Origin of the sequence: Streptomyces sp. GSL17-111, from assembly GCF_037911585.1 — a bacterium.
Classification (GTDB): Bacteria; Actinomycetota; Actinomycetes; order Streptomycetales; family Streptomycetaceae; genus Streptomyces.
The window spans coordinates 1,312,846-1,338,301 of record NZ_JBAJNS010000001.1 but is presented as its reverse complement, the minus strand read 5'-3'; the positions used below and the strand labels follow the sequence as shown (position 1 = coordinate 1,338,301).

Below are 25,456 nucleotides of genomic sequence, written 5' to 3'. Positions count from 1 at the left end.
AACCCGCGGCGCGGCGCATAGGGTGGCCGTATGGCGATTCGGGCGGTTCTGTGGGACGTCGACGACACGCTGTTCGACTACACGGGTGCCGACCGCACCGGTGTGCTCCGGCACCTCGCCGAGGAGGGCCTGCTGGACGGCCACGCGTCGCCCGATCCGGTCCTGGAGAGATGGCAGGCCGTCATGGAGGAGCAGTTCGCCCTGTTCCTCACCGGTGAGCTCGGCTTCCACGAGCATCGCCGGGGCCGGGCGCGCGGGTTCCTCGGCGTGGAGATGAGCGACGCCGAGGCCGATGCCTGGTTCAACCGGTACATCGCCCACTACGAGGCCGCCTGGTGCCTGTTCCCCGACGTCCTGCCCGCGCTGGACGCGCTGCGTGACGGCTACCGGCACGGCGTCCTGTCGAACTCCTCCACCCACAACCAGGAACGCAAGCTGCGCACGCTCGGCATCCGGGACCGTTTCGAGGTCCTGCTGTGCGCCGACGAGCTCGGCTGTGCCAAACCGGCCCCCGAGGCGTTCCTCGCCGCCTGTGCGGCGATGGACCTCCCGCCCCACGAAGTGGTCTATGTCGGCGACCAGTTGACGACGGACGCGCAGGGCGCCCTGGCCGCCGGACTCGCCGGCGTCTGGCTGGACCGGCGGGGGCGGGACGTCCCGGAAGGCGTCCTGTCCATCAGGGGACTCCACGAGCTTCAGCAGGCACTGCGCACTCTGCTTTCCCACGAGCCCCGGCAGCCCCACTGACGTGCTGCGGTACCGCCGCGGGGTGGTCTTCGTCTCAGATAGTAGGAAGGCCAACTATTTGGCGAGACATCACAGCCGTCTCCTCGTACCGTGGTAGGAGCCGAACGCCTCGCTCCATCAGCGAACGGCGGTTGAGGCCCCGTGCCCGACGCAGGCCACCCCTGCCGCGCGGAACGCCCCCGCCCCTCACCGGCGCTTCTGTTGTCTCTTCTCGGGGTCCCCCTGCCTGAAGGAGCTTGACCATGGACGTCACCGCCCGCCGCCGTACCCGCCGCGCCGACCACACCGCCGACGCCGCCCGCAAGAACGCCGCCGCCGCCCTCCAGCGCGCCCTGGACCGCCGGGACAACGGCGGCGCCACCGGACACTGACGCCGCCACCGGAACCGAACGCGGCAGACCGAGGCCGGGATTCGTCCATCACGTCCGCATGGTGGACGAATTCCGGCCGAAGCATGGGACAGGAGTAGGGTCCGACGCATGGCGCGAAGCATTGATCTCGCAGTGATTCCCGGCGACGGCATCGGCCCGGAGGTCGTCTCGCAGGGCCTGAAGGTCCTCACCGCCGTGCTCTCGCAGGACGTCAAGCTGGAGAGCAAGGAGTACGACCTCGGTGCGGGCCGCTGGCACGCCACCGGCGAGACGCTCCCCGACGAGGAGCTGGAGCAGTTGCGGCAGCACGACGCGATCCTGCTCGGCGCCGTCGGCGATCCGAGTGTTCCGTCGGGCGTCCTGGAGCGGGGGCTGCTGCTCAAGCTGCGCTTCGCCTTCGACCACTTCGTGAACCTGCGGCCCTCCAAGCTGTTCCCGAACACCGCCACGCCGCTCGCCGGCCGCCCGAACATCGACTTCGTCGTCGTCCGCGAGGGCACCGAGGGCCCCTACACCGGCAACGGCGGCAGCCTGCGCACGGGTACGCCCGCCGAGGTCGCCACCGAGGTCAGCGTCAACACCGCCTACGGCGTCGAGCGCGTCGTCCGGGACGCGTACGAGCGGGCCCAGGCCCGTCCGCGCAAGAAGCTCACCCTGGTGCACAAGAACAACGTCCTCGTGCACGCCGGCTCCCTGTGGACCCGCGTCTTCGAGCGCGTCGGCCAGGAGTACCCGGACGTCACCACGGACTACCTGCACGTCGACGCCGCCACGATCTTCCTGGTCAACGACCCGGCGCGGTTCGACGTCATCGTCACCGACAACCTCTTCGGCGACATCATCACCGACCTGGCCGCCGCCGTCACCGGTGGTATCGGCCTGGCCGCGTCGGGCAACGTCAACCCGACGGGCGCCTTCCCCTCGATGTTCGAGCCGGTGCACGGCTCCGCCCCGGACATCGCGGGCACCGGCAAGGCCGACCCCACGGCGACGATCCTCTCCGTCGCCCTGCTCCTGCGCCACCTCGGGCTTGAGCCGGAGGCCGCCCGCATCGAGGAAGCCGTCACCGAGGACCTCTCCGCCCGTGACGGCGCGGCCCCGCGCTCCACCGACGCCATCGGTGACGCGATCTCCGCACGAGTAGCCGGCTGAGTCCGCCGCCTCCCACAGCGCCGGGCTCCGCGCCCGGCCGCTGTGCCCTGCGGCGGCCGGGGTGCGACCATCTGTTCCCTGGGCCGCCGCACCCGAGTCCTTGACCCGGTGCCCCACGCGCGATAATCGGACGTGGGGCCGCCGTGTGAGGAGAAGCTAGGACGTCCACGTACTGCGCGCGGTCCGCCACACCACCACAGTGAAGGACGCGCTCATGACGACGCCCCGCATCGAATTCGGCCTCAAGCCCTCCGCCCAGCCGCTGCCCGAGAAGGAGCGCGAAGCGGTGCTGGCGGCCCCCGGCTTCGGTCGGCGCTTCACCGACCACATGGTCACGATCCGCTGGACGGAGGGCCGGGGCTGGCACGACGCCCAGCTGGAGCCCTACGCGCCGTTCCAGATCGACCCGGCGAACATGACGCTGCACTACGCGCAGACGATCTTCGAGGGGCTGAAGGCGTACCGGCAGGCCGACGGCACGGTCGCCACGTTCCGGCCCGAGGCCAACGCGCTGCGCTTCCAGCGCTCCGCCCGCCGCCTCGCGATGCCCGAGCTGCCCATCGAGACGTTCATCGAGGCGTGCGACCTCCTCGTCCAGCAGGACGTCGCCTGGGTCCCCGGGGCCGGCGAGGAGTCCCTGTATTTGCGGCCCTTCATGTTCGCCGCCGAGGTCGGGCTCGGCGTCCGGCCCGCCAACGAGTACCTGTTCGTCGTGATCGCCTCCCCGGCCGGGCCGTACTTCCCGCGCGGCGTCAAGCCGGTCTCCGTCTGGCTCTCCGAGGAGTACGTGCGCGCCGCCCCCGGCGGTATGGGCGAAGCCAAGACCGGCGGCAACTACGCCGCCTCCCTCGTCGCCCAGGCCGAGGCCGCCGGCCACGGCTGCGACCAGGTCGTCTGGCTGGACGCCACCGAGCGCCGCTACATCGAGGAGATGGGCGGCATGAACCTCTACTTCGTGATGGGCAGCGGCGCCGACGCCAAGGTCGTCACCCCCGAACTCACCGGCACGCTCCTGCCCGGCATCACGCGCGACTCCCTCCTCTCCATCGCCGCCGACATGGGCTACGGCACGGAGGAGCGGCGCATCTCCACCGACGAGTGGCGCGAAGGCAACGCGGACGGCACGATCACCGAGGTCTTCGCCTGCGGCACGGCCGCCGTCATCACGCCGGTCGGCTCGGTGAAGTCCGCCCGCGGCAACTGGACGGTCGGAGACGGGGAGCCCGGTGAGCTGACGATGAAGCTCCGCGAGAGCCTCCTCGCCGTCCAGACCGGCCAGGCCCCCGACCCCCACGGCTGGATGCACCGCCTGGCCTGATCCGCCGCTGTGGTGTGGGGCTCGCACCCTCCCTGCCGAGCCCCGCACGACACCCGTCCCAGGTCCGAAGTCCCCAACGCCAAGACCATCGACGCTCTCAGTAGTGTTCCACTGTTTCCCCATCTGGTACCTGGTAGCAGGCAGATACTACTGAGATCACAAGACTCGGCACGTCCTCCTCTTTCAGCTTGTCCCAGAACTCGATATTGATGCCGAATTTTTTCTTGGGGTGATCTGCGATCAAGGTCAGTGTCCGAGCCTTGCTGTTGTTGGGGCCGTACTTCTTCAATTCCCAGCCTCTTTGGGGAAGCTCTTCCCTGAGGCGTTCCATAGCATCTGCCAAATCCTTCTCGGAGCTGGCAGAGATGCTCCAAGGATGTCGTATTACATAGAATTTTTCCAAGTCTGACGATGGTCCACCCGAGCAACGTCCAACGCCAGGGCCAGGTCGAGAAACCTCCCCCTCAACGCCAATGATGTCGAGAATTTCGCTCGACATCTCCGTGGTTGATGCGTCCGCGTCGGCGACTGGGCGCCTTTCGATTGCATGTTCTTCTGGCTCGCGTGAATCGGTAGTAGTCGTTATTCCGCACCCTGTGAGAGTGCCGGTAAGAAGAAGCCAGGTGGTCAACGTGGCTTGCTTGCTACTCATCAAGATTCAATCTGCCGTACGGTCCAAAAGATTTTCTACCCGGTGCCTTTGCTTGTGGCGTCACAGCGTCCAGTGGCGGGGAGCCCCAAGTGCGTGGCCTCATGCACCTCAACTCTGCGTTGCTCAGTACGGACTGACGGTTGAGCCGGTTGGAGCCTCATGGCATGCGGACGTCAAGGAAAAAAGGAGTAGCGGGCGGCCATTGCTTGCATTTTCTTCCCAAAGTTGGATGTTCAAGCCGACTTTCTTTTTTGAGTGGTTGGCGACCAAAGTCAGACTTCGTTCCTGACTCTTGTTCGGTCCATAGGATTCAATGACCCAGCCCTGCTTGGGGAGAGTTTTCCGGACGGTGTCGAGGGACGCCGAAAGATCCTCTATGGGCGGACCGGATAGATTCCATGTATGCCTGACTTTAAAAAATCGCGACGGGTCTCTGTCTGAGCAGCGAGTCAGACCTGGCCCTGGCTCTGAAACCTTCCCCTTGAGGGCGGTCATGTCGAGGAGCTCGCTCGACGTTGTGCTGATTTTTTCGAGGATCTCATTAGTTTCGGCAATGCTGCCGAGTTCAGCGCGTTGGTTATCCGATGTGGTACCCATATTGCATCCTGATAGCGTAACCATGCATAGTGTGAGAACAGTTGCAGCGATTGCTTGCCGATTACTCTTCAAGGAAAACCTTTCCGTAGTTCCCCGTCACTACGGCGGCTTGGTTGAGGAGACTCTGCGAATCTTCGTCCCAGTAGGCGCTGTGTCCGTAGGTGTCGGTCGTCATCTGCTTGGCTCCGAAGACGTCGTCGCTGGGAACGACTAGGTCGAGTCCGGCAGTTTCCAGTGCGGGGCCACCATGCGGAATTCTCCCGAAGTCGGGCACTGTGTCTCCTTTGGCCTCCTGGTTCCAGACGTGTCCTGTCGCAACATCCAAGTCGTCGGCGCTACCGACCTTCACTCCAGGGCTCCCTACCAGTACGAGATCGTCCGCGTTGAGTTCCCCGTCTCGTGCCGAGATCCCGAGCACGGTACTGCCATAGGAATGGCCAATTGCTGTGATATGCCCAGGAGATTGACCTTCATTGGAAGCGTTGAGTCCGTCGATGAAATTATTGAAGGGTTTTGCGCCGTCCTCTGCGAAATGCGAGTCCATCGCATTGGGAATTTCAGGCGGCGCATCGTAGCCAAGCCACATGATGGTTGAGACATTCTCGTCGACGACCATGCCGTTCGAGTCGCGCCACAGCCTGTCCATGCGCCCCAGGTCACCATCGATCTTGCTAATGTGCGAACCCGTGCCCGGCACGAAGACGGCTGTGTGGTCGGCTGTGTCAGGGTTACCGTTGGCAATGATCGCGCGGCCGTTGCCCTCTGCGTCGAACCCGAGTACGTACGCCTCCGGCAGGCCGTTTCTGCCGGTGTTTTCGATGCGGCGGTCGATGGCCTCCATGCCGGTGAGTGCTTTGGTGAGACGGGCGTGTTCCGCGCCGTACTTCTCCTCCCACTCGAGAACGCGCGCCTGTCGGTCGCGCCAGGTGACGTCCTCGGAGAGGCCGGGCTGGTTGTACGGGTCGAAGGCGGGTTTGGTGGGGAGAGCCGCGAGTTGGGTCTCGTAGTGACCGCGCGTTTGGGCCAGCACGGCGCGGTTAGCCTCGTCGCGGACGTCGGAGGGGATGCCGTCCAGTGCGCCGATGGAAGAGGGGTAGAGGGCCACGTAGTCGGCGCGTTGCTCATCGGTGAGGTCGTTCCACCACGCGGCGTTCTGTCCCGGGGCCTGGCCCTTGGGAATATCGCCTTGGGCGAGGTAGCGGCCGGCGCCCTGCTGGACGGCCTCCTGGTCGCTGTGGACGTCGGCCCAGTCGGCGGGGCTGACGGTCAGGTCGTTCTGAGCCTTGAGCTCCCTCAGCTTCGGCGCCCATGTTTCGTCGGCCTCCTCGGCCTCCCGCAGCGCTTCGGCGATGCGGTCGGCGCAGTCCTTGGCCCCGGCGTGGTGTGGGTTGGGGTCGAGGTGGGCCGCCTGGTCGGCCAGGCCGTTCGCCGCGGGGTCGCCGTAGGAGACGGCCGTACCGCCCTCGGGGGTTTTGCCGTCGACCTTTTCACCGGCGGACGGGAAGGTGACGGAGCCGTCGGACGCCACGGTGAATCCCGAAGCGGTCGCGTCGTCGAGCGCCGTGTCAAGCTTTTTCTTCGCCGCCCGCAGGTCGGCCGCGAAGCCGTTGAGGACGGCCCGCACCAGGCCGCACTCGACCTGTGTGTAGTGGTAGTTGTCCACCAGCCGTTGCAGGCGCCTGCGGGCGGCGTCCGCCGCTTGCCCGACGAGGCCCGTGACGTCGTCGTCCCGACCGTGGACGGGCATGGACTTGGCGATGATCTCGTTCGCCAGGCGGTCCTTGGCGGCGCCGGCGGCGCTGCTGACCGCGTGGTAGCCGTCCGCCGCCTGCTCGAACTCGTCCGGGTTGACGGCGCGGAGCGTACGGAGGGTCACCACCGTGCCGTCACCAGCCCGGGAAGGCGTGGACGCCGAACGGGGGCAGGCCCATCACCGAGGTGGGCTCCTCGGGTTTCGTCAGCTGCTGTCGGAAGGCGGCGGCGACGGCTTCCTCGTTCGCGTAGTGGTCGTGCCCGGCCTTGGTCAGCTTGTCGGAGAGTTCGGCGGACTCGCGCGCGAGGAGGTCCAGGTAGCGTGCCCAGGTGTCGTGGACGTCTGCCTGGGCGGCACCCGTCAGGAGGCCCGTCACCGTCGTGTCACCGGAGCCGAGGCCTCTTTGAGCGTCGTCGAGCTTCGTGACGGCGGGCTTCAGCGTCTCTCTCAGAGAGTCCACCCCCGAGGACGCGGCGTTCCACAGCCTCGTGTCGGAGTTGAGGTCGGTCTTGCCGCCGGTGCCCCAGTTGTGTTCCACCGACGTCGGCGTCGCGCCGCCTGCGGTCTCGTCGATCAGGGCCCGGATGCCCGAAGCCTGCGCGTCCACCACGCGTCGTCCCCTCCTGTCGCGGCCGCGCGGCGACCGCGGTCATCACCTTCGACGGGTGCGTCACTGTCGGAAGCATTGTGCACACGCTGAGCGTTCGCTGCCTGAGTACGCGTACTCAGGCAGGGGTGGGACGGGGTGGTTGGGACGGGGGTTTCCGGATAGTGAGACATGTGCGGGTCGGGGATCGGAGTGTGGTTGACTTCCTCCGTGCTCTCGTTCGCCATGATTATTGGTGACAGCGCGCCGGTCCGCAGTGACCACTGAACCCGCTCGACCGATGGCGGCAGTGGACACCGTGTCCCAGACCCGCGCGCCGACCTCTCGCACCCGCGAGGGGTTTTTTCGTTATCCGGCCCCTTCCGGTCCACCCGCTCCGGAAGGCCGGGGGCGCGCGGGATGATGGGGACATGTGGAGCTGTGTGAGCAGAACTACCGGTCCCGCACATTTCACGTAGGAGTCGAGACAGCATGACCACGGCAGCCCCCGACGATTCGTTCCACGTCTTCGACACGACGCTGCGCGACGGCGCTCAGCGTGAGGGCATCAACCTCAGCGTCGCCGACAAGCTGACCATCGCGCGCCACCTGGACGACTTCGGCGTGGGTTTCATCGAGGGCGGCTGGCCGGGCGCGAACCCGCGCGACACCGAGTTCTTCGAGCGGGCCCGTACCGAACTGGACCTGCGGCACGCGCAGCTCGTCGCGTTCGGCGCGACGCGCCGGGCGGGGGTGCGGGCGGCCGACGACCCGCAGGTGCGGGCGCTGGCCGACTCGGGCGCGCCGGTGGTGACCGTCGTGGCCAAGTCGCACGACCGCCACGTCGAGCTGGCCCTGCGCACGACGCTGGAGGAGAACCTGGAGATGGTCGCGGACACCGTGGCCTACCTGCGGGAACGCGGCTGCCGGGTGTTCGTGGACTGCGAGCACTTCTTCGACGGCTACCAGGCGAACGCGGAGTACGCGAAGCGCGTCGTGCGGCGGGCGCACGAGGCCGGGGCGGCCGTCGTCGTGCTGTGCGACACCAACGGCGGCATGCTGCCCGCGCAGGTGCAGGCGGTGGTGCGGACGGTCGCCGCCGACACGGGGGCCCGCCTGGGCATCCACGCGCAGGACGACACCGGGTGCGCCGTCGCCAACACCCTCGCGGCGGTGGACGGCGGCGCCACGCACGTGCAGTGCACCGCGAACGGCTACGGGGAGCGGGTCGGCAACGCCAACCTGTTCCCGGTGGTGGCGGCCCTGCAGCTGAAGTACGGGCGCACGGTCGTGCCGCCGGCCGCGCTGCCGGAGATGACCCGCATCTCGCACGCCATCGCCGAGGTGGTGAACCTGACGCCCTCCACCCACGAGCCCTACGTCGGCGTCTCGGCGTTCGCGCACAAGGCCGGGCTGCACGCCTCCGCGATCAAGGTCGACCCGGACCTGTACCAGCACATCGACCCGGACGCCGTCGGCAACTCGATGCGCATGCTGGTCTCCGACATGGCCGGACGCGCCTCGGTCGAGCTCAAGGGCAAGGAGCTGGGGTACGACCTGACGGGCGACCGCGAGCTCGTCGGCCGGGTGGTGGAGCGTGTCAAGGAGCAGGAGCTGCGCGGCTACACCTACGAGGCCGCCGACGCGAGCTTCGAGCTGCTGCTGCGCGACGAGGTCCACCGCGCGGCGAGCGGTGAGGAGGGCGACGGGGGCGCGCCCCGGTTCTTCCGGGTGGAGTCCTGGCGGGCCATCGTAGAGGACCGGCCCGACGGCACGCACGCGAACGAGGCCACCGTCCGGTTGTGGGCGAAGGGCGAGCGGGCGGTGGCGACGGGCGAGGGCAACGGCCCGGTCAACGCCCTGGACCGGGCGCTGCGGGTGGCGCTGGAGCGCATCTATCCGGAGCTGGCACGGTTGGAGCTGGTGGACTACAAGGTGCGCATCCTGGCCGGCACCCACGGCACCGAGTCCACGACCCGGGTCCTGATCTCGACGTCGGACGGCGCGGGGGAGTGGTCCACCGTCGGCGTGGCGGACAACGTCATCGCGGCGTCGTGGCAGGCCCTGGACGACGCGTACACCTACGGGCTGCTGCGGGCCGGCGTGACGCCCAACGAGTAGGACGTCCATCCCCCGCGGCCCCGCGCCGCTCCACCGCCCTGCGGCTACGCGCCGGCGGGCGGTGGAGCGGCCGCGAGCGACTGGTCGAAGTAGTCGCGGACGTGGCCGAGCACCGTCTCCCGGTCCATCCCGGGCAGGCCCACGACGAGGTGCACGGCCAGCCCGTCGAGCAGGGCGCGGGAGCGGGTGGCGAAGCGGTCGGTGTCCACGGGACGGAACTCGCCGCGGCCGATGCCCTCCACGAGCAGCGCCACGAGGTCGCGGTGCCAGGCCAGCTCCAGTTCGAGCTGACGGGAGCGGACCTCGGCGTCGGCGTTCTGCGAGCGGTTCCACACCTCCAGCCACAGCGTCCACGCGGGATCGCGCGGCCCGTCGGGGAGGTAGAGGTCGACCAGGAGGTCGAGGCGTTCGCGCGCGGGGACCTGACGGGCGAGGGCGGCCCGGCGCTCGGCGCCGAGCCGCTCCTCGCTCCACTGCAGCGTCTGGAGCAGCAGCTCGTCCTTGGTCTTGAAGTAGTACAGGAGGTGGCCGCTGCTCATGCCGACCTGGCGGCCGAGCCCGGCCATGGTGAGCCGTTCGAGACCGAGCTCGGCGATGGTCTCCATGGCCGTCGCCAGGAGCCGCTCGCGCGGCTGGGCCGGACGCCGGGTACGGCTCGCACGCGCCGCCGCTGCTTTTCCGGCCGCCGCCCGACCTGCCACGCTGAACTCCCCTGGACCGTGCGCCGCCCGGGGCGGCGGCCGTCTATGCCGGTGACGTGACGCGCGGTTGCTGCTGGGTGATGCAGTGGATGCCGCCGCCCGCCGCGAAAATCGTACGTGCGTCGACGAGCGTCACCGTACGGTCGGGGAAGAGGCGGCGGAAGATCCGCGCGTTGTGCTCGTCCATCGGGTCGTCGAAACCGCAGAGCACGACGCCGTCGTTGCACAGGTAGTGGTTGACGTAGGAGTAGTCGACCGGCTCGCCGTCCACCTCGGTGACGGTGGGCGCGGGCAGCTCGACGACCTCCAGCGGGCGGCCCCTGGCGTCCGTGGCGGCGCGCAGCAGCTTCACCGTCTCCTGGCACAGCGCGTGGTCGGGGTGGGAACGGTCGGGCTGGACGTGGGCGACGACGACGCCGGGCGCGACGAACGCGGCCACCAGGTCGACGTGACCGCGCGTGCCGAACGGCCCGTAGTCGGCGGTCAGGCCGCGCGGCAGCCAGATGGCCTTGGTGGTGCCCAGCCGCCCGTGCACCTCGCGCTCGACGCGCTCGGCGGTCCAGCCGGGGTTGCGGCCCGGGTCGAGCTGGACGGTCTCGGTGAGGAGCACCGTGCCCTCGCCGTCGACGTGCAGCCCGCCTCCCTCGTTGACCAGCGGGGACGCGGAGAGCCGCGCGCCCGCCCGGTCCGCGACGAAGGCGGCGGCCCGGGCGTCGTGCTCCCAGCGGGCCCAGGGCCGGGCGCCCCAGCCGTTGAAGACCCAGTCGACGGCGGCGAGCCGACGGCCGTCGGTGACGAACGTCGGGCCGATGTCGCGCATCCAGGCGTCGTCCAGCCGCTGCTCGACGACGGTGACGTCCGGGCCGAGTCGCCGCCGTGCCATGGCGGCCTGCTCGGGGGAGGCGACGACGGTGACGGGCTCGTACCGGCTGACGGCGCGGGCGACGTCCGCCCAGGCGGTTCGGGCGGCCTCGAGCGACTCCTCGGAGTCGAAGGTCGGGTTCGGGCCGGGCCAGGCCATCCAGGTGCGGTCGTGCGGTGCCCACTCGGGCGGCATGCGGAAGCCGTGCGCGGCGGGAGTCGGCATGGGCGGTGTCCTTCGGTGCTGAGGTGCGGGGCGAGGCCCGGCAGCGGGATCGCGGGAGTCAGGGAAGTCAGAGGAAGTAGAGGCGGTTGAGCGGCACGCTCCGGGCGGGCTCCGAGCGCAGCGGATCGCCGTCCAGGGTGACCAGGCCCGTGCGGTCGTCGACGTCGACGCGTCCGATGCGGGCGTTGTGGACGAGGTCGGCCGGGCCGATGCCCCGGGTGCCGCGCACCGCGACGCGTCGGCGACGGGTGGGCAGGGTGTCGTGGCCCTGCTCCAGGGCGGCCCGGGCCACGAACGCCACGGAGATCTCCGCCGGGGCGGCGCCGTGCGCACCGAACTGCGGTCCCAGGACGAGGGGCTCGCAGGTGTCGGTGGCGGCGTTCGGATCGCCGGTGACGCCGTAGGCGGGGAACCCGGACTTGAGGACGAGCTGCGGCTTCGCGCCGAAGTAGGCCGGGTGCCACAGCACGATGTCGGCCATCTTGCCCACTTCGATGGAGCCGATCTCGTGGGAGAGGCCGTGGGCGATCGCGGGGTTGAGGGTGAGCTTGGCGATGTAGCGCAGGACGCGGGCGTTGTCGTCGCCCTCGCCGTCGCCCTCCATCGGGCCCCGCTCGTGCTTGAGCTTGGCGGCCATCTGGAAGGTGCGGCGGATCGTCTCGCCGGCCCGGCCCATGCCGAGCGCGTCGGAGGAGGTGATGCCGATGGCCCCGAGGTCGTGCAGGACGTCCTCCGCGCCCATGGTGCCCGCGCGGATGCGGTCGCGCGCCATCGCGGCGTCCCCGGGGAGGTCCGTCTTGAGATCGTGGACGGAGACGATCATGCCGTAGTGCTCGGCCACGGCGTCCCGGCCGAAGGGCAGCGTGGGGTTGGTGGACGAGCCGATGACGTTCCGCACGCCCGCCATCTTCAGGACGTTGGGGACGTGTCCGCCGCCGCAGCCCTCGATGTGGAAGGCGTGGATGGTGCGCCCGTCGAGCACGGCGAGGGTGTCCTCGACGGCCAGGCACTCGTTGAGCCCGTCGCTGTGCAGCGCGACCTGCACGTCGTGCTCCTCGGCGACGCGCAGCGCGGTGTCCAGGGCCCGCCGGTGGGCGCCCATGTCCTCGTGCACCTTGAACCCGCAGGCGCCGCCCTGGGCGAGTGCCTCCACGAGGGGCGCCGGGTGGGACGAGGAGCCGCGGCCGAGGAAGCCGATGTTGACCGGCCAGGCGTCGAAGGCGCTGAAGGCGTGGCCGAGCGCCCACGGGGAGTTGACGCCCACCCCCCACACGGGGCCGAACTCCTGGCCGATGATCGTGGTGACGCCGGAGGCCAGGGACGCCTCCATGACGCGCGGCGCGAGCAGGTGCACGTGGGTGTCCACGGCGCCGGCGGTGGCGATCATGCCCTCGCCGGAGACGATGGTCGTGCCGGTGCCGACGACGACGTCCACGCCGTCCAGGGTGTCGGGGTTGCCCGCGCGGCCGATGGCGTGGACGCGGCCCTCGCGGATGCCGACCGATACCTTGCGGATCCCCTGCACGGCGTCGATGACCAGCACGTTGCTGATGACGACGTCGCAGGTCTCGCGGACGGCGGCTGCCTTGAGGTGGAGCCCGTCCCGTGCCGTCTTGCCGAACCCGGCGAGGAACTCCTCGCCGGGCCTCTGCGCGTCGGACTCGACACGGACGACGAGCCCGGAGTCGCCGAGGCGGACCCGGTCACCGGCCCGGGGGCCGTGCACGGAGGCGTACTCGTGCGGGTCGATGGTCATCCTGCGCTCCCCTCGGGGTTCCTGCCGTGGACGTCGCCGGTCTGCGGAGGCCCCCCGGGTGCCGGTGGGGGAGGGGGCGCGGGTGCCGTCGCGGCGCCGAGGTAGCCGCAGGCGGCCGCGCGGCGCAGCGCCTCCGCCTTGGCACCGGGCGCGTCCAGCGGGCCGTCCACCAGACCGGCGAAGCCGATGGCGATCCGGTCACCGCCGATGGGCACCAGCGGCGCGGCGACGCTCTCGCCGGGGCCGAAGCGCAGCGAGGAACCGGCCGGCACGGCGAGCCGCATCCCGTAGGCGGCGGCCCGGTCGAACTCCAGCCGGGGGTTGACCTCGAAGAAGTGGAAGTGCGAGGTGACGCTGACGGGTACGGACGCGGTGTTCCGCACCGTCAGCGTCACCTGCGGCCCGGGCTCCGCGTGTGCGGGTCCCGGCAGTACCGCGCCCGGTCCGTCCACCGTCGCGGCGCCGATCGGCTCGGATACCACGGCGAGCCGCGAGCCGTCCTCGAACACCGCCTCGATGTGGACCTCGGTGAGCACCTCGGCCACACCGGGCAGCACGTCTTCGGGGCCGAGCACGGCACGGGCGGCGTCGATGGCCTCGGCGAGGCGGCGGCCGTCGCGTGCGGCCTCGCACACGGCGTCGGCGACGAGAGCCGTCGCCTCGGGGACGTTGAGCCGCAGCCCCCTGGCCCGCCGGGCCCGGGCCAACTCGGCCGCGCCGAACAGCAGCAGCCGGTCGCGTTCCGTCGGGGTCAGTCGCACCCGGCACCTCCTGACGCATGGGCTTTCGCGGGCCTCCTGTCGACCTGCGCACCGCGAGCGCCCGACGGACGCCAGCAGTTAGAGCGTCACTCTAACGTGACGCGAAGCCGGGGGGAAGCCTTGATCTGTGGCGCGTACTGCAGCACATTGAACGCATCCCTCACTTAGAGCAGCACTCTAATCGCGCACCGAACCCACCGCTCAGCGCCCAGGGAGTCCCGCGCATGGAGATCGAGCAGCACGGCGTCGACACCATTCCGGAGGAGGACCGCACCGGCCGCCCGCGCGACGTGGTCAGCTTCCTGCTCTCAGCGGGCCGTCGCGGCGGTCCTGTTCTGGTCCCTGTCCCGCCCGGCGGCACCCGCCCCCGCGCCGACCACGGCGGAGGAGCCGGCCGTGGCGGTCTGAGTGACGTGGTCCGCACGGCCCGTCCCGGGGCAACGGCCGGGCGAACCGCAGGTCAACGGCGCGTGGCGGGGTGCTGTAGAACCTCTACAGCACCCTGCCACGGGCTTCTGTGACATCGCGGCTGGCGTGCCCCTGCCGGTGGGTGGTTCTGTCCAGCGCAGCCATGAATATCGGGCGGAGACTGTGCGAATCCAACGACAGGATTCCCGCGTCCCGTTTCGTAGGGTCTATACATGACCGATCTCTCCCCGACCCCGGAGGCCGCCCCCGTGGCCGCGACGGACGCACGCGGCCGTACGGCCGAACTGCACGCCATCCGCGAGCAGGCCCGGCGGGGCCCGAGTGAGCGGGCCACCGAGGCACAGCACGCCAAGGGCAAGCTGACCGCCCGGGAGCGGATCGCTCTGCTGCTGGACGAGGGCACGTTCCGCGAGGTCGAGCCGCTGCGCCGGCACCGCGCGACGGGTTTCGGCCTGGAGGCCAAGCGGCCCTACAGCGACGGCGTGGTCACCGGCTGGGGGACCGTCCACGGCCGGACGGTCTTCGTCTACGCCCACGACTTCCGCATCTTCGGCGGCGCCCTCGGTGAGGCCCACGCCACCAAGATCCACAAGATCATGGACATGGCCATCTCGGCGGGGGCGCCGTTGGTGTCCCTCAACGACGGGGCCGGAGCCCGCATTCAGGAAGGCGTCTCGGCACTCGCCGGGTACGGCGGCATCTTCCAGCGCAACACGCGGGCCTCGGGCGTCATCCCGCAGATCTCCGTCATGCTCGGCCCCTGCGCCGGCGGTGCCGCCTACTCCCCGGCGCTGACGGACTTCGTGTTCATGGTCCGCGACACCTCGCAGATGTTCATCACCGGGCCGGACGTCGTGAAGGCCGTCACCGGCGAGGACATCAGCCAGAACGGCCTCGGCGGCGCGGACGTGCACGCGGGGACCTCCGGCGTCTCCCACTTCGCCTACGACGACGAGGAGACGTGCCTGGAGGAGGTCCGCTACCTGCTCTCGCTGCTGCCGCAGAACAACCGGGAGAACCCGCCCACCGTCGTCACGGAGGACCCGGCCGACCGGCGCGGCGACTCGTTGCTCGACCTCGTCCCGGCGGACGGCAACCGGCCGTACGACATGCGCAAGGTGATCGAGGAGCTCGTCGACGACGGCGACTTCCTGGAGGTCCACGAGCGCTGGGCGGAGAACATCATCTGCGCCCTCACCCGCATGGACGGGCAGGTCGTCGGCATCGTGGCCAACCAGCCGCAGTCCCTGGCGGGCGTGCTGGACATCCACTCCTCGGAGAAGGCCGCCCGCTTTGTTCAGATGTGCGATGCTTTCAACATTCCGATCGTGACCCTGCTCGACGTGCCGGGCTTCCTGCCCGGTGTGGACCAGGAGCACGGCGGCATCATCCGGCACGGGGCGAAGCTGCTGTACGCGTACTGCAACGCCACGGTGCCGCGGGTCTCGGTCGTCCTGCGCAAGGCGTACGGCGGCGCGTACATCGTCATGGACAGCCAGTCCATCGGCGCCGACCTGACCTACGCCTGGCCGACCAACGAGATCGCGGTGATGGGTGCGGAGGGAGCGGCCGGGGTGATCTTCCGCCGGCAGATCGCCGAGGCCGACGACCCCGAGGCCATGCGCGCCCACATGGTCAAGGAGTACAAGACCGAGCTGATGCACCCCTACTACGCCGCCGAGCGCGGCCTGGTGGACGACGTCATCGACCCGGCAGAGACCCGCGAGGTGCTGATCCGCTCGCTGGCCATGCTCCGCACCAAGCACGCCGACCTGCCGTCGCGCAAGCACGGCAACCCCCCGCAGTGACCCTGCCGCACCGACCCCGCCGAAGTGAGACGGACGAAAGGAACTCCTCCGTGAGCACGAGCGAAGCCGCCAGCCTGGTCCGCGTCGAGAAGGGCCGCGCCAGTGACGAGGAACTGGCCGCCGTCACCGCCATCCTGATGGCCCGTGCGGCCGGCCAGGGCGCCGCGCACCCGGGTGACGCGCACCGGACGTCCCGGACCCCGGCCCGCTGGCGTCGGCTGGAGCGCTCGCCGGGCTTCCGCGCCCCGCACAGCTGGCAGCTCTGACGCGCCCGGCCCGGGCCCGGCGCCCGGGTCGGCGGCACGTCCCACCGCACACCGCGAGGGGCCCGCACCGATCGTCGGATCGGTGCGGGCCCCTCGCGGTCGTGCCCTCAGTGCTGCGGTGCGTCGATCAACGTGGTGCGGCGCGGGTTGGCCGTCTCGACGGGGAGCTCGGTGCCGTGGTCGTGGCCCTCCGGCAGCAGCTCGTCCGCGTCCGTGAGGTGGGCCAGCGTGGTGCGCTGGGGGTTGGCGACGCTACGCGTGCTCAGTGTCGTCTTCACGGTGACTGTGCCTCTTGTCTGTGACGGACGTGTGTATGGACGGAAGCAAATCACGAGAGTAAAACGATCTGCCCATCACATGGTCGTTACAGTCACTTCAAACCTTGTGAGTTTGCTCACCCGGTACAGGACATAACGGGCAAAGCGCCGCGCGTTTCGCAGAGCGAAAACGGCATGAATGCCACTTACTTGGACGTTCCACGCCGGTGTATTACGAGCGGGACAGTGGGTGCACCTGACCGTCTGGTGGGCAAATGTCCGAACTCTGGGCTTCCGCTTCTCGCCACACGTGATCTTTCGCGCGCGTAGCGTCACGTCGGTCACAGGCTGGATCGTGGCCCTTGTTGGGAGATCGGGCACTGTGCTGGAATCTCACGGACCGCCGCAGGACTTCAGCCGGCGCGCAAGGGGCGCACAGCAGCGCCGCGCGGCGGGTTGACGGCCCGCGCCGGTCACTCACGACCGTCGGTCGGGCCCCGGCCCGCCGACTCAATACCGTCTCCCCGTCTCGGGGGGACGCCTGGTCCAGAGGTTGCGACGCTAGTGCAGGGACGTTTCAAGAGGGATGGCAGCGCTGCCGGGAAGCCGGAGTTGCGCGGAACAGGCGACCGCGGCTCCGCCCCTCAGCGCGCGCAGGACGGCGGGCCCGACGCCGTCGCCCCGGACGCCAAGGACGGCCGCGGGCCGATGACGTCGTCGGTGTCGCCGGTGTCGTCGGCCGAACCGGTCGGCACGGACGGCGAGGGCGCGGCGGCCGGCGGCACCCGTGAGCCGAGCAGCACCGGCTCGCGGCTCGCCCTGCGTAACTGGCGGATCAGCACCCGCCTGGTCTCGCTGCTGGCCCTGCCCGTCGCCGCGGCCACGGTGCTCGGTGGCATCCGTATCGCGGACGCCACCAGTGAGGTCGAGCAGCTGGAGAACATGCGGCTGCTGACCGAGATGACCGAGCAGGCCACCCAGCTCGCCATCGCCCTGCAGGAGGAGCGCGACCGCTCCGCCGGCCCGCTCACCGCTCACGGCAACGCCAAGGACGACACCGTCGTCGGTCCGCGCGAGACCACCGACCGGGCCCGCAAGGCGTTCAACGAGGCCAGCAACGCCCTGACCGTCGAGGGCGACCACCAGCTCACCGGTGTCCAGGCGACGATCATCGACATCGGCCGCCAGCTCAACACGATCAAGAACATCCGGGAACGCGCCTACGACGATCCCAAGGCCGTCGCCGACACCGTCAGCGAGTACAACTCCCTGATCGAGTCGCTGCTCGCCCTCTCGCAGGACATGGCCCAGGCCACCAGCAACCCGGAGATGATCCAGAGCACCCGCGCGCTGGCGGCCTTCTCCACGGCCAAGGAGTACGCCTCCATCCAGCGGGCCGTCATCAGCGCCGGCCTCGCCCACCCCAAGGGCCCGCAGCTCTCCGACAACGACCGCCGCTACGGCCGGACGGCGAACGAGAACGAGACCGCGTACCTCAACCGCTTCAGCGTCATCTACGGCACCGAGAAGTCCGCCGAGCTGACCGAGCCCCTCAGCGGCGGCGACGTCAACATCACCTCGGCCAACGAGTACGCCGACCGCGTCTTCAAGCGGCCCCACGGCATCAAGGCCGAGGCCCGCTCCTACATGGACTGGTACGACCAGGACCGCACCAAGATCGACGCGATGAAGCGCATCGAGCAGACCCTGCTCGACGAGATGGACGACCAGGCCCGCGAGCTGCGTTCCGAGGCGCAGCAGGACGCCCTCATCAACGGTGCCGTCATCCTGCTCGTGCTCGGCATCTCGCTCGCCGGCGCGTTCGTCGTCGCCCGCTCCATGGTGCGCTCGCTGCGCCGCCTCCAGGACACCGCGCAGGAAGTGGCCCGACAGCGGCTGCCCGAGCTCGTCAAGCAGCTCTCCGAGGCCGACCCGCAGGACGTCGACACCACGGTCGAGTCCGTCGGTGTCCACAGCCGGGACGAGATCGGCCAGGTCGCCGCGGCGTTCGACGACGTCCACCGCGAGGCCGTCCGGCTCGCCGGTGACCAGGCCATGCTGCGGGGCAACGTCAACGCGATGTTCACCAACCTCTCGCGCCGCAGCCAGGGCCTGATCCAGCGCCAGCTCTCGCTCATCTCCGAGCTGGAGTCCCGCGAGGCCGACCCGGACCAGCTCTCCTCGCTGTTCAAGCTCGACCACCTCGCCACCCGCATGCGCCGTAACGGCGAGAACCTCCTCGTCCTCGCCGGTGAGGAGCCCGGCCGCCGGTGGACGCGACCGGTGCCGCTGGTCGACGTCCTGCGCGCCGCCGCCTCCGAGGTGGAGCAGTACGAGCGCATCGAGCTCAGCTCCGTGCCGAGCACCCAGGTGGCCGGACGCGTCGTCAACGACCTCGTGCACCTGCTCGCCGAGCTGCTGGAGAACGCGACGTCGTTCTCCTCGCCGCAGACCAAGGTCAAGGTCACCGGCCACGCCCTGCCGGACGGCCGGGTGCTGGTGGAGATCCACGACACCGGCATCGGCCTGTCCCCCGAGGATTTGGCGGCGATCAACGACCGGCTGGCCAACCCGCCGACGGTGGACGTCTCCGTCTCCCGCCGCATGGGCCTGTTCGTGGTCGGTCGTCTGTCGCTGCGGCACGGCATCCGCATCCAGCTCCGCCCCTCCGACTCCGGCGGCACGACCGCGCTCGTCATGCTGCCCGTCGAGGTCAGCCACGGCGCCAAGCCCAAAACGCCCGCACCCGGCGGACAGGGCGGCCCCGGCGGTCCGGGCGCCGGTGGCGGCATGGCCGCCGCCACCCTCCAGCGCGAGCCCTCCGGCGGCTCCGGCCCCTCCGGTCCGTCGGTCCCGGGCAGCAAGCTCGGCGCCCTCCACACCAGGGGCCAGGTCTCCGGCGGCGCACGTCCCGCGCTCCCGGCCAACGCGGGCGCGGCCGGTCCGGGCTCCGGCCAGGGCGGCAGGGGCGGCCCCGGTCACCCCGGGCAGGGCGGCCACTCCGGGCAGAACGGCCCGGGCTCGGGCGGCTTCCCGGCCGGCGGCCCCGGCGGCCGTCCCGGGCCGGGCACCTCCGGCGGCCGGCCCGCTCCCGGCGCCCCGGGCCCGCGTCCGGTCGGCGGACCGCCCTCCGGCCAGCGCCCCGGTGGCCACCCCGGCCCGGCCGGTCGTGGCCCCGCAGGGCGCGGTGCCGACCACCGCCCCGCCGCTCCGCAGGGCGGGCCCGGCACCCCGTCCGGCCCCCCGGCGCCCCGTCCCGTCGCGGAACTGCCGCCGCGCGACAGCCGTCCCGCCCCCTCGGCGCCGACGGACCGGCCGGGCGGCCAGCGTCCGAGCTGGGCCCGTGAGGACGCCGAGCGCATACCCGGCGCGCGTGACGGCCAGGACGTGCCGCGCGGCCACGACGACCCCGAGTCCACCGGCGGCCACCCCCTGCCCGTCACCCCGGCCGACCGGTCCGGCGCCGCGCCGCCCGAGCGGCGTGACGACACCACCGAGCTGGACCTGCCGGTCGCTCCGACGGCGTCCGCCGACATCCGGACGCCGATCTTCGAGGAGATGGAGTCCCACTGGTTCTCCTCCCGGGCCCCGGGCCGCGAGGAGCGGCCGGAGCCGCGGCCGGCCCCCGCCGTCGGCGGCGGACCGCGTCCCGCTCGGACGGCCCCCGGGCCGCAGGGCCACGCCAACGGGCACACCGCTGCCGGGGCGCCCCCCGAGGCCGCCTGGCAGTCCTCGCCCAACGACGAACGGTGGCGGCGCGCGGAGCAGTTGCGCGAGCCCTCCGCCGGCGGAATCACCACCTCGGGTCTGCCGCGTCGGGTGCCCCGGGCCAACCTGGTCGAGGGCACCGCACAGCAGCAGGGCGACACCCGGTCCGGTCCGCAGGTCTCCCGCTCGCCCGACGACGTGCGCGGCCGGCTGACCAACCTCCGTCGTGGCATCCAGCAGGGCCGTCAGGCCGGCGGAGCCTCGGACAGCACCAACCGGGGCTCCGGCCCCACGTACCGGCAGGAGCGTTAGTTGAGTCCGATGAGCCAGGCGGCGCGGAACCTGAACTGGTTGATCACGAATTTCGTGGACAACACCCCGGGGGTCTCCCACACGGTGGTGGTCTCGGCGGATGGTCTTCTTCTGGCGATGTCCGAGGGTTTTCCGCGGGATCGTGCCGATCAGTTGGCGGCGGTGGCGTCGGGTCTGACGTCCTTGACCCAGGGTGCGTCGCGGATCTTCGAGGGTGGGCCGGTCAATCAGACGGTGGTGGAGATGGAGCGTGGTTTCCTCTTCATCATGGCGATCTCGGACGGTTCGTCGCTGGCGGTGCTGGCGCATCCTGACGCGGACATCGGTCTGGTGGGGTACGAGATGGCACTCCTGGTCGACCGGGCCGGTACGGTACTGACCCCGGAGCTCCGCTCCGAACTGCAAGGCAGCATCCTGAACTGAACACACGCTCCCCCCACATGAGCACCACAGTCCGTTTCGACGACCTCATGCCTCGCCCGGAGGAGCCATGACCACCCCGCCCGCGTCAGATCCGTACGGTATGGATCACCACATGTCGTACGACGACGACGGCGACCAGCCGCTGGTCCGCCCGTACGCGATGACCGGTGGCCGCACCCGGCCGCGCTACCAGCTCGCCATCGAAGCCCTGGTGAGCAACACGGCGGACCCGGGGATGATGGACGGGCTGCTGCCCGAGCACCAGCGGATCTGCCACCTGTGCCGCGAGGTGAAGTCGGTCGCCGAGATATCGGCGCTGCTCGGTATCCCGCTCGGGGTGGCCCGCATTCTCGTCGCCGACCTCGCCGAGGCCGGGCTCGTGGCCATCCACCAGCCCGGCGGCGGCGGAGAGCCCGGCGGTGCCCCGGACGTGACACTGCTCGAAAGGGTGCTCAGTGGACTTCGCAAGCTCTAGCGGTGCCTCCCGCTCCACCACCTCCGCGAAGATCGTGGTGGCCGGTGGGTTCGGCGTGGGCAAGACGACCTTCGTGGGCGCCGTGTCGGAGATCAACCCGCTGCGTACCGAGGCGGTGATGACGTCGGCGTCCGCCGGTATCGACGACCTCAGCCATACCGGCGGCAAGACGACGACCACCGTGGCCATGGACTTCGGCCGGATCACGCTCGACGACGACCTGATCCTGTACCTGTTCGGGACGCCGGGGCAGGACCGGTTCTGGTTCATGTGGGACGACCTGGTGCGCGGTGCGATCGGTGCCGTCGTGCTCGTCGACACCCGGCGTCTGGCCGACTGCTTCCCGGCCGTGGACTACTTCGAGAACAGCGGGCTCCCCTTCGTCGTCGCCCTCAACGGCTTCGACGGCCACCAGCCCTATCGGCCGGAGGAGGTGCGCGAGGCGCTGCAGATCGGCCCGGGCACCCCGATCATCACCACCGACGCCCGGCACCGCGCCGACGCGAAGAGCGCGCTGATCACCCTCGTGGAGCACGCCCTCCTCGCCCGGCTGCGCTGAGCCCGGACCCCGCTCGACCCGGCGGTGACAAGGCTGTGTGGTTGGCCACACCGCCTTGTCACCGTGCTCACAACCCTTCATAACGTTTCGACAGAGAATTGCGGAAACCCGACCACGGGCGGCGAGCGCGGCACTGCACTCTGCGTACGTTCCTCCCGCCGTTCGCCGACAAAAGCTCCTTGTGTCCGCTTTTGTCGATTGAAGGTTCCGTGAATGCGTAGTCGATAGTCGCGTTTTCAAGTGTTTGGAAAGCGCCCCCGGACGTGCTGGAATTCGCTGAACTCAGCAGTAGTCGCGGCACGTCGAGGCCGAAGTGCCGACGCCGAGAGGTTTGGTCGAGTGAGGCGAAGCAAGACGGCGCCCCCGCCGCCGGAGTCGCGGGGCAACTTCACCCCGCGCGGTGCGGCCGGTCCCCCCGGGCCCGCCGAACCGGCCGGGGACAGCGCGGGCGGAGGAGACTCCAGCAAGTTCGCCGTGCGGAACTGGCGCGTGGCCACCCGGCTGAACGCGATCCTGCTCATACCCGTGGTCGTCGCGCTCATCTTCGGCGGCTTCCGCGTGCAGAGCTCCGTCGCGACGCTGAGCGAGGCCCAGGACGCCGAGGCCACGGCCGAACTCGTCCGGGCCGCCGCGTCCTACGGCCACGCGCTCCTCGACGAGCGTGACCGCACCGCCGCACCCCTGCTGAAGGGCGACGAGGACGCCCCCGAGGTCCTGGAGGCCCGGGAGGCCACCGACGAGGCCAAGAACGCGTTCGACGAGGCCGCCGAGAACGCCCCGCAGACACCCAGCCTCGAACGCCGCCTCAACGCCGTCCGCGACGTCGAGTCGCGACTCGGACCCCTCCGGGAGGCCGCCTACAGCGAGGAGCTGGGCGGGGTGGAGACCGAGCTCGGCTACGTCGAGGTGCAGCACCCGCTGATGAACCTCTCCAACGAGCTGGGCCTGGGCACCGGCAACATCACCTCCTACGGCCGGACCGTCTACGCCATCTCCCTCGCCAAGGCCGCCGAGTCCCTCACCCGCTCCATCGGTACGCATCTGCTGGTGGAGCGGGGGCCGGGCGAGGAGGACGAGCAGGCCCAGCTCCTGGCCTTCTCCTCCTACGCGTACCTGGAGAAGATCGCCCTCACCGAGTACACCAACGCGGGCACCGAGGAGGACGTGCAGCGGCTCCGCTCCGAGCTGGGTGGACTGGAGAGCCAGGCCCAGCGGAACGCCGCCGAGGCCGAGGCGTCGGCCGAGGCCGCCGGGCGCGACTTCGTCACCCCGCCGCCGTTCGAGGAGATGGTGAACCTCATCGCCTCCGGCACCTCCGTGGAGGAGCTGGCCGAGCGCGGCGTCACCGCCGAGGTCTGGTACCAGGCCACCACGGCCAAGTTCGACGTGTACCGGGGTATCGAACAGGACCTGGCAAACCGGGCCGTGGCCGAGTCGCAGGAGATCGCGGCCGACGCCAAGACGGAGGCCATCGTCAACTCCGTCATCGTGCTCGTCGCCCTGCTGCTGGCGTTCATCATCGCCGGCCTGATGGCACGCTCGATGAGCAAGTCGATGATCCGGCTGCGCACGGCCGCCTTCGACGTCGCCGAGCAGCGGCTCCCGATGCTCGTCGACCAGCTCTCGCGGACCGACCCCGGCCGTGTCGACACCCAGGTCCAGCCGATCGACATCGACACCAAGGACGAGATCGGCGAGGTCGCCCGCGCCTTCGACCAGGTGCACCGCGAGGCGGTCCGGCTGGCGTCCGAGCAGGCACTGCTCCGCGGCAACGTCAACGCGATCTTCACCAACCTCTCCAGCCGCAACCAGGGCCTCATCGAGCGCCAGCTCGGCCTGATCACCGACCTGGAGAACAACGAGGCGGATCCGGACCAGCTGGAGAGCCTCTTCAAGCTCGACCACCTGGCCACCCGCATGCGTCGCAACGGCGAGAACCTGCTCGTCCTCGCGGGGGAGGAGCCCGGCCGCCGCTGGAACCAGCCCGTCCCGCTCGTGGACGTGCTGCGCGCGGCCTCCTCCGAGGTGGAGCAGTACGAGCGCATCGAGATCACCGGCGTTCCCGAGAGCGAGATCCACGGCTCCGTCGTCACCGACCTCGTGCACCTGCTCGCCGAGCTGCTGGAGAACGCGACGTCGTTCTCCTCGCCGCAGACGAAGGTCAAGGTCACCGCGACCCGGCTGCCGGACGGCCGCGTCATGATCGAGATCCACGACAAGGGCATCGGCCTCACGGCCGAGGACTTCGCGGACATCAACCACAAGCTGGCCAACCCGCCCACGGTCGACGCCGCGATCTCCCAGCGCATGGGCCTGTTCGTGGTCGGACGCCTCGCCGACCGGCACGGCATCCGCGTCCAGCTCCGCCCCTCGGGCGAGCAGGCCGGGACGACGTCGTTGGTGATGCTGCCCGAGGCCATCACCCACGGCGGTGGCGGCGAGGCGCTGATCGAGGAGGACTTCACCGTCTCCCGGATCATGCCGGAGGCGGCCCCCGACGGGCCGTCCGCCGTGCCCGCCGCCCCCACCGCCGCCCAGCTCGGCTTCGACGACAGCCGCTACGCCGGCTCCTCCGTCTCCGTGCCGGACGACCTCTCCGCGCTCGCCCCGGCGGACCGGTCGCAGCACGCCGACGAGCGGCGTTCCGCCCTGGAGCAGGAGTCCGACGCGGCGGAGGGCTACGCGGGTCCGCCCGCGGACGGCGGTCAGGCCGGTTACGGGCAGAGCGCCCCCTACGACCAGCGGACCGGCTACGCGCACGGCGAAGCCCCGGGCCGTGAGTTCGGCGCCGGTTACGGCGAGCAGGACCGGTACGACGGACAGGACGCGTACGATCCCTACGACCAGCAGCAGGCCGGCCAGGACCCGTACGTGCAGGAAGGTTACGCCCAGGACGGCTACGGCCGGGACGGCTACGACCGGGGTGACTACGCGTCGGGCTATCCGGCCCAGGACGGCGCCGCCCAGCAGGGCTACGACGCCTCTGACCACGGCGCGCGGGCCGCGTACGATGAGACCGCGCAGCTGCCGCAGGTCGGACCCGGGGCACCCGCCTACGGCGCGGGAGCCTCCGGCGGCCAGGGGGAGCCCTCCGTGTTCGGCGTCCGGCCCGACCCGGCCGGGACTCCCGCACCGCCCGGGGAGCGCGTAGGCTTCGAACGCCCCCTCGGCTCGACGACCGGCTCCGTCACCAACGCCGGTCTGCCTCGCCGCGAGAAGCGGTCGGCGTCGACCGAGGCGGGCCTGCCGGTGCGGCAGCCGTCGCCCCGGCAGGACGTGCCCGCGCCCGCCGAGGAGCCTGAGCCGTCCGAGTGGCGCTCGTCCAACGACGACCGTTGGGACCGCGCGGAACAGTCGCGCGAGCCCAGGGCCGGTGGTATCACCACCTCCGGCCTGCCACGAAGGGTGGCCGGGGCCAACCTCATCGAGGGCGCCACGGACACGACGGACCACGGAGGCCCACAGGTCTCCCGGGCCCCCGAGGACGTCCGGGGCAGGCTGAGTAACCTGCACCGTGGCGTACGCCGAGGACGCGGTTCGACCACCCAGAACCCGCAGACCGATCGACCGGGCTACAACCCCGGCAGCACCTACGAGCAGGAGCGTTAGTGTGAGCC

At 70.5% G+C, this 25,456-nt stretch carries 21 protein-coding genes; 12 read left to right on the top strand and 9 right to left on the bottom strand.

Annotation, left to right across the window (positions count from 1 at the left end; genetic code table 11):
* The first annotated feature begins 30 nt into the window (after nucleotides 1-30).
* The 4 genes from V6D49_RS05620 (at nucleotide 31) to V6D49_RS05605 (ending at nucleotide 3,588) form a co-directional block, all read left to right on the top strand.
* A complete protein-coding gene (locus tag V6D49_RS05620) occupies nucleotides 31-747 on the top strand; it encodes an HAD family hydrolase (protein WP_340557649.1) in 717 nt (238 codons plus the stop codon).
* A gap of 242 nt (nucleotides 748-989) precedes the next feature.
* Nucleotides 990-1,118 carry a hypothetical protein gene (locus V6D49_RS05615; protein WP_263576266.1) on the top strand — a complete coding sequence of 43 codons (129 nt, stop codon included), beginning with the start codon at nucleotides 990-992 and terminating at the stop codon, nucleotides 1,116-1,118.
* A 108-nt stretch (nucleotides 1,119-1,226) separates the two neighbouring features.
* On the top strand, nucleotides 1,227-2,270 hold the full coding sequence (locus V6D49_RS05610; RefSeq protein ID WP_340557648.1) for a 3-isopropylmalate dehydrogenase: 1,044 nt from the start codon (nucleotides 1,227-1,229) through the stop codon (nucleotides 2,268-2,270).
* Between the two features lie 214 nt (nucleotides 2,271-2,484).
* Nucleotides 2,485-3,588 carry a branched-chain amino acid aminotransferase gene (locus V6D49_RS05605; protein WP_340557646.1) on the top strand — a complete coding sequence of 368 codons (1,104 nt, stop codon included), beginning with the start codon at nucleotides 2,485-2,487 and terminating at the stop codon, nucleotides 3,586-3,588.
* Nucleotides 3,589-3,685: 97 nt separating this feature from the next.
* Here the strand turns inward: V6D49_RS05605 and V6D49_RS05600 are convergent, their stop codons facing one another.
* From V6D49_RS05600 to V6D49_RS05585, 4 genes are all read right to left on the bottom strand, one after another.
* Nucleotides 3,686-4,240 carry a hypothetical protein gene (locus tag V6D49_RS05600; RefSeq protein ID WP_340557644.1) on the bottom strand — a complete coding sequence of 185 codons (555 nt, stop codon included), beginning with the start codon at nucleotides 4,238-4,240 and terminating at the stop codon, nucleotides 3,686-3,688.
* A 123-nt stretch (nucleotides 4,241-4,363) separates the two neighbouring features.
* Nucleotides 4,364-4,837 carry a hypothetical protein gene (locus V6D49_RS05595; RefSeq protein ID WP_340557642.1) on the bottom strand — a complete coding sequence of 158 codons (474 nt, stop codon included), beginning with the start codon at nucleotides 4,835-4,837 and terminating at the stop codon, nucleotides 4,364-4,366.
* 61 nt (nucleotides 4,838-4,898) lie between these two features.
* The gene (locus V6D49_RS05590) at nucleotides 4,899-6,713 is read right to left on the bottom strand and encodes an alpha/beta hydrolase (protein WP_340557640.1); all 1,815 of its coding nucleotides are present in this window, start codon (nucleotides 6,711-6,713) and stop codon (nucleotides 4,899-4,901) included.
* A gap of 10 nt (nucleotides 6,714-6,723) precedes the next feature.
* Nucleotides 6,724-7,200 carry a hypothetical protein gene (locus tag V6D49_RS05585; protein ID WP_340557638.1) on the bottom strand — a complete coding sequence of 159 codons (477 nt, stop codon included), beginning with the start codon at nucleotides 7,198-7,200 and terminating at the stop codon, nucleotides 6,724-6,726.
* A gap of 468 nt (nucleotides 7,201-7,668) precedes the next feature.
* Between V6D49_RS05585 and cimA the strand changes: the two genes are divergently transcribed.
* Nucleotides 7,669-9,297: a citramalate synthase gene (gene cimA, locus V6D49_RS05580; protein ID WP_340557637.1), complete on the top strand. Its 1,629-nt coding sequence runs from the start codon at nucleotides 7,669-7,671 to the stop codon at nucleotides 9,295-9,297.
* A gap of 44 nt (nucleotides 9,298-9,341) precedes the next feature.
* Here the strand turns inward: cimA and V6D49_RS05575 are convergent, their stop codons facing one another.
* The 4 genes from V6D49_RS05575 to ureA all read right to left on the bottom strand — a co-directional run bounded on the left by V6D49_RS05575 (nucleotide 9,342) and on the right by ureA (nucleotide 13,602).
* A complete protein-coding gene (locus tag V6D49_RS05575) occupies nucleotides 9,342-9,998 on the bottom strand; it encodes a TetR/AcrR family transcriptional regulator (RefSeq protein ID WP_340557635.1) in 657 nt (218 codons plus the stop codon).
* 43 nt (nucleotides 9,999-10,041) lie between these two features.
* Nucleotides 10,042-11,085: an agmatine deiminase family protein gene (locus V6D49_RS05570; RefSeq protein WP_340557634.1), complete on the bottom strand. Its 1,044-nt coding sequence runs from the start codon at nucleotides 11,083-11,085 to the stop codon at nucleotides 10,042-10,044.
* A 67-nt stretch (nucleotides 11,086-11,152) separates the two neighbouring features.
* Nucleotides 11,153-12,841 carry an urease subunit alpha gene (locus tag V6D49_RS05565; protein WP_340557633.1) on the bottom strand — a complete coding sequence of 563 codons (1,689 nt, stop codon included), beginning with the start codon at nucleotides 12,839-12,841 and terminating at the stop codon, nucleotides 11,153-11,155.
* Nucleotides 12,838-13,602, bottom strand: coding sequence for an urease subunit gamma (gene ureA / locus V6D49_RS05560; RefSeq protein ID WP_340557632.1), 765 nt, complete (start codon nucleotides 13,600-13,602; stop codon nucleotides 12,838-12,840). The genes V6D49_RS05565 and ureA overlap by 4 nt, the downstream gene beginning before the upstream one ends.
* Nucleotides 13,603-14,243: 641 nt before the next feature.
* Here ureA and V6D49_RS05555 point away from each other — a divergent pair.
* Nucleotides 14,244-15,839: an acyl-CoA carboxylase subunit beta gene (locus tag V6D49_RS05555; protein ID WP_340557630.1), complete on the top strand. Its 1,596-nt coding sequence runs from the start codon at nucleotides 14,244-14,246 to the stop codon at nucleotides 15,837-15,839.
* A gap of 50 nt (nucleotides 15,840-15,889) precedes the next feature.
* A complete protein-coding gene (locus V6D49_RS05550) occupies nucleotides 15,890-16,105 on the top strand; it encodes an acyl-CoA carboxylase subunit epsilon (protein WP_340557628.1) in 216 nt (71 codons plus the stop codon).
* A gap of 107 nt (nucleotides 16,106-16,212) precedes the next feature.
* On the opposite strand, the gene V6D49_RS05545 is transcribed toward V6D49_RS05550, so the two are convergent.
* The gene (locus tag V6D49_RS05545; protein WP_340557626.1) at nucleotides 16,213-16,383 is read right to left on the bottom strand and encodes a hypothetical protein; all 171 of its coding nucleotides are present in this window, start codon (nucleotides 16,381-16,383) and stop codon (nucleotides 16,213-16,215) included.
* 543 nt (nucleotides 16,384-16,926) lie between these two features.
* On the opposite strand from V6D49_RS05545, the gene V6D49_RS05540 reads away from it, so the two are divergent.
* From V6D49_RS05540 to V6D49_RS05520, 5 genes are all read left to right on the top strand, one after another.
* Nucleotides 16,927-20,382, top strand: a complete 3,456-nt coding sequence (locus V6D49_RS05540) for a sensor histidine kinase (RefSeq protein WP_340557624.1) — start codon at nucleotides 16,927-16,929, stop codon at nucleotides 20,380-20,382.
* Nucleotides 20,383-20,391: 9 nt separating this feature from the next.
* On the top strand, nucleotides 20,392-20,805 hold the full coding sequence (locus V6D49_RS05535; RefSeq protein WP_340557622.1) for a roadblock/LC7 domain-containing protein: 414 nt from the start codon (nucleotides 20,392-20,394) through the stop codon (nucleotides 20,803-20,805).
* 67 nt (nucleotides 20,806-20,872) lie between these two features.
* Nucleotides 20,873-21,280 (top strand): DUF742 domain-containing protein, encoded by a 408-nt coding sequence (locus V6D49_RS05530; protein WP_340557620.1) that lies wholly within the window; start codon nucleotides 20,873-20,875, stop codon nucleotides 21,278-21,280.
* Nucleotides 21,261-21,839 (top strand): GTP-binding protein, encoded by a 579-nt coding sequence (locus V6D49_RS05525; protein WP_340557618.1) that lies wholly within the window; start codon nucleotides 21,261-21,263, stop codon nucleotides 21,837-21,839. The genes V6D49_RS05530 and V6D49_RS05525 overlap by 20 nt, the downstream gene beginning before the upstream one ends.
* 339 nt (nucleotides 21,840-22,178) lie before the next feature.
* Complete coding sequence (locus V6D49_RS05520; protein ID WP_340557616.1) at nucleotides 22,179-25,448, top strand: sensor histidine kinase; 3,270 nt, start codon at nucleotides 22,179-22,181, stop codon at nucleotides 25,446-25,448.
* Nucleotides 25,449-25,456: the final 8 nt, after the last annotated feature.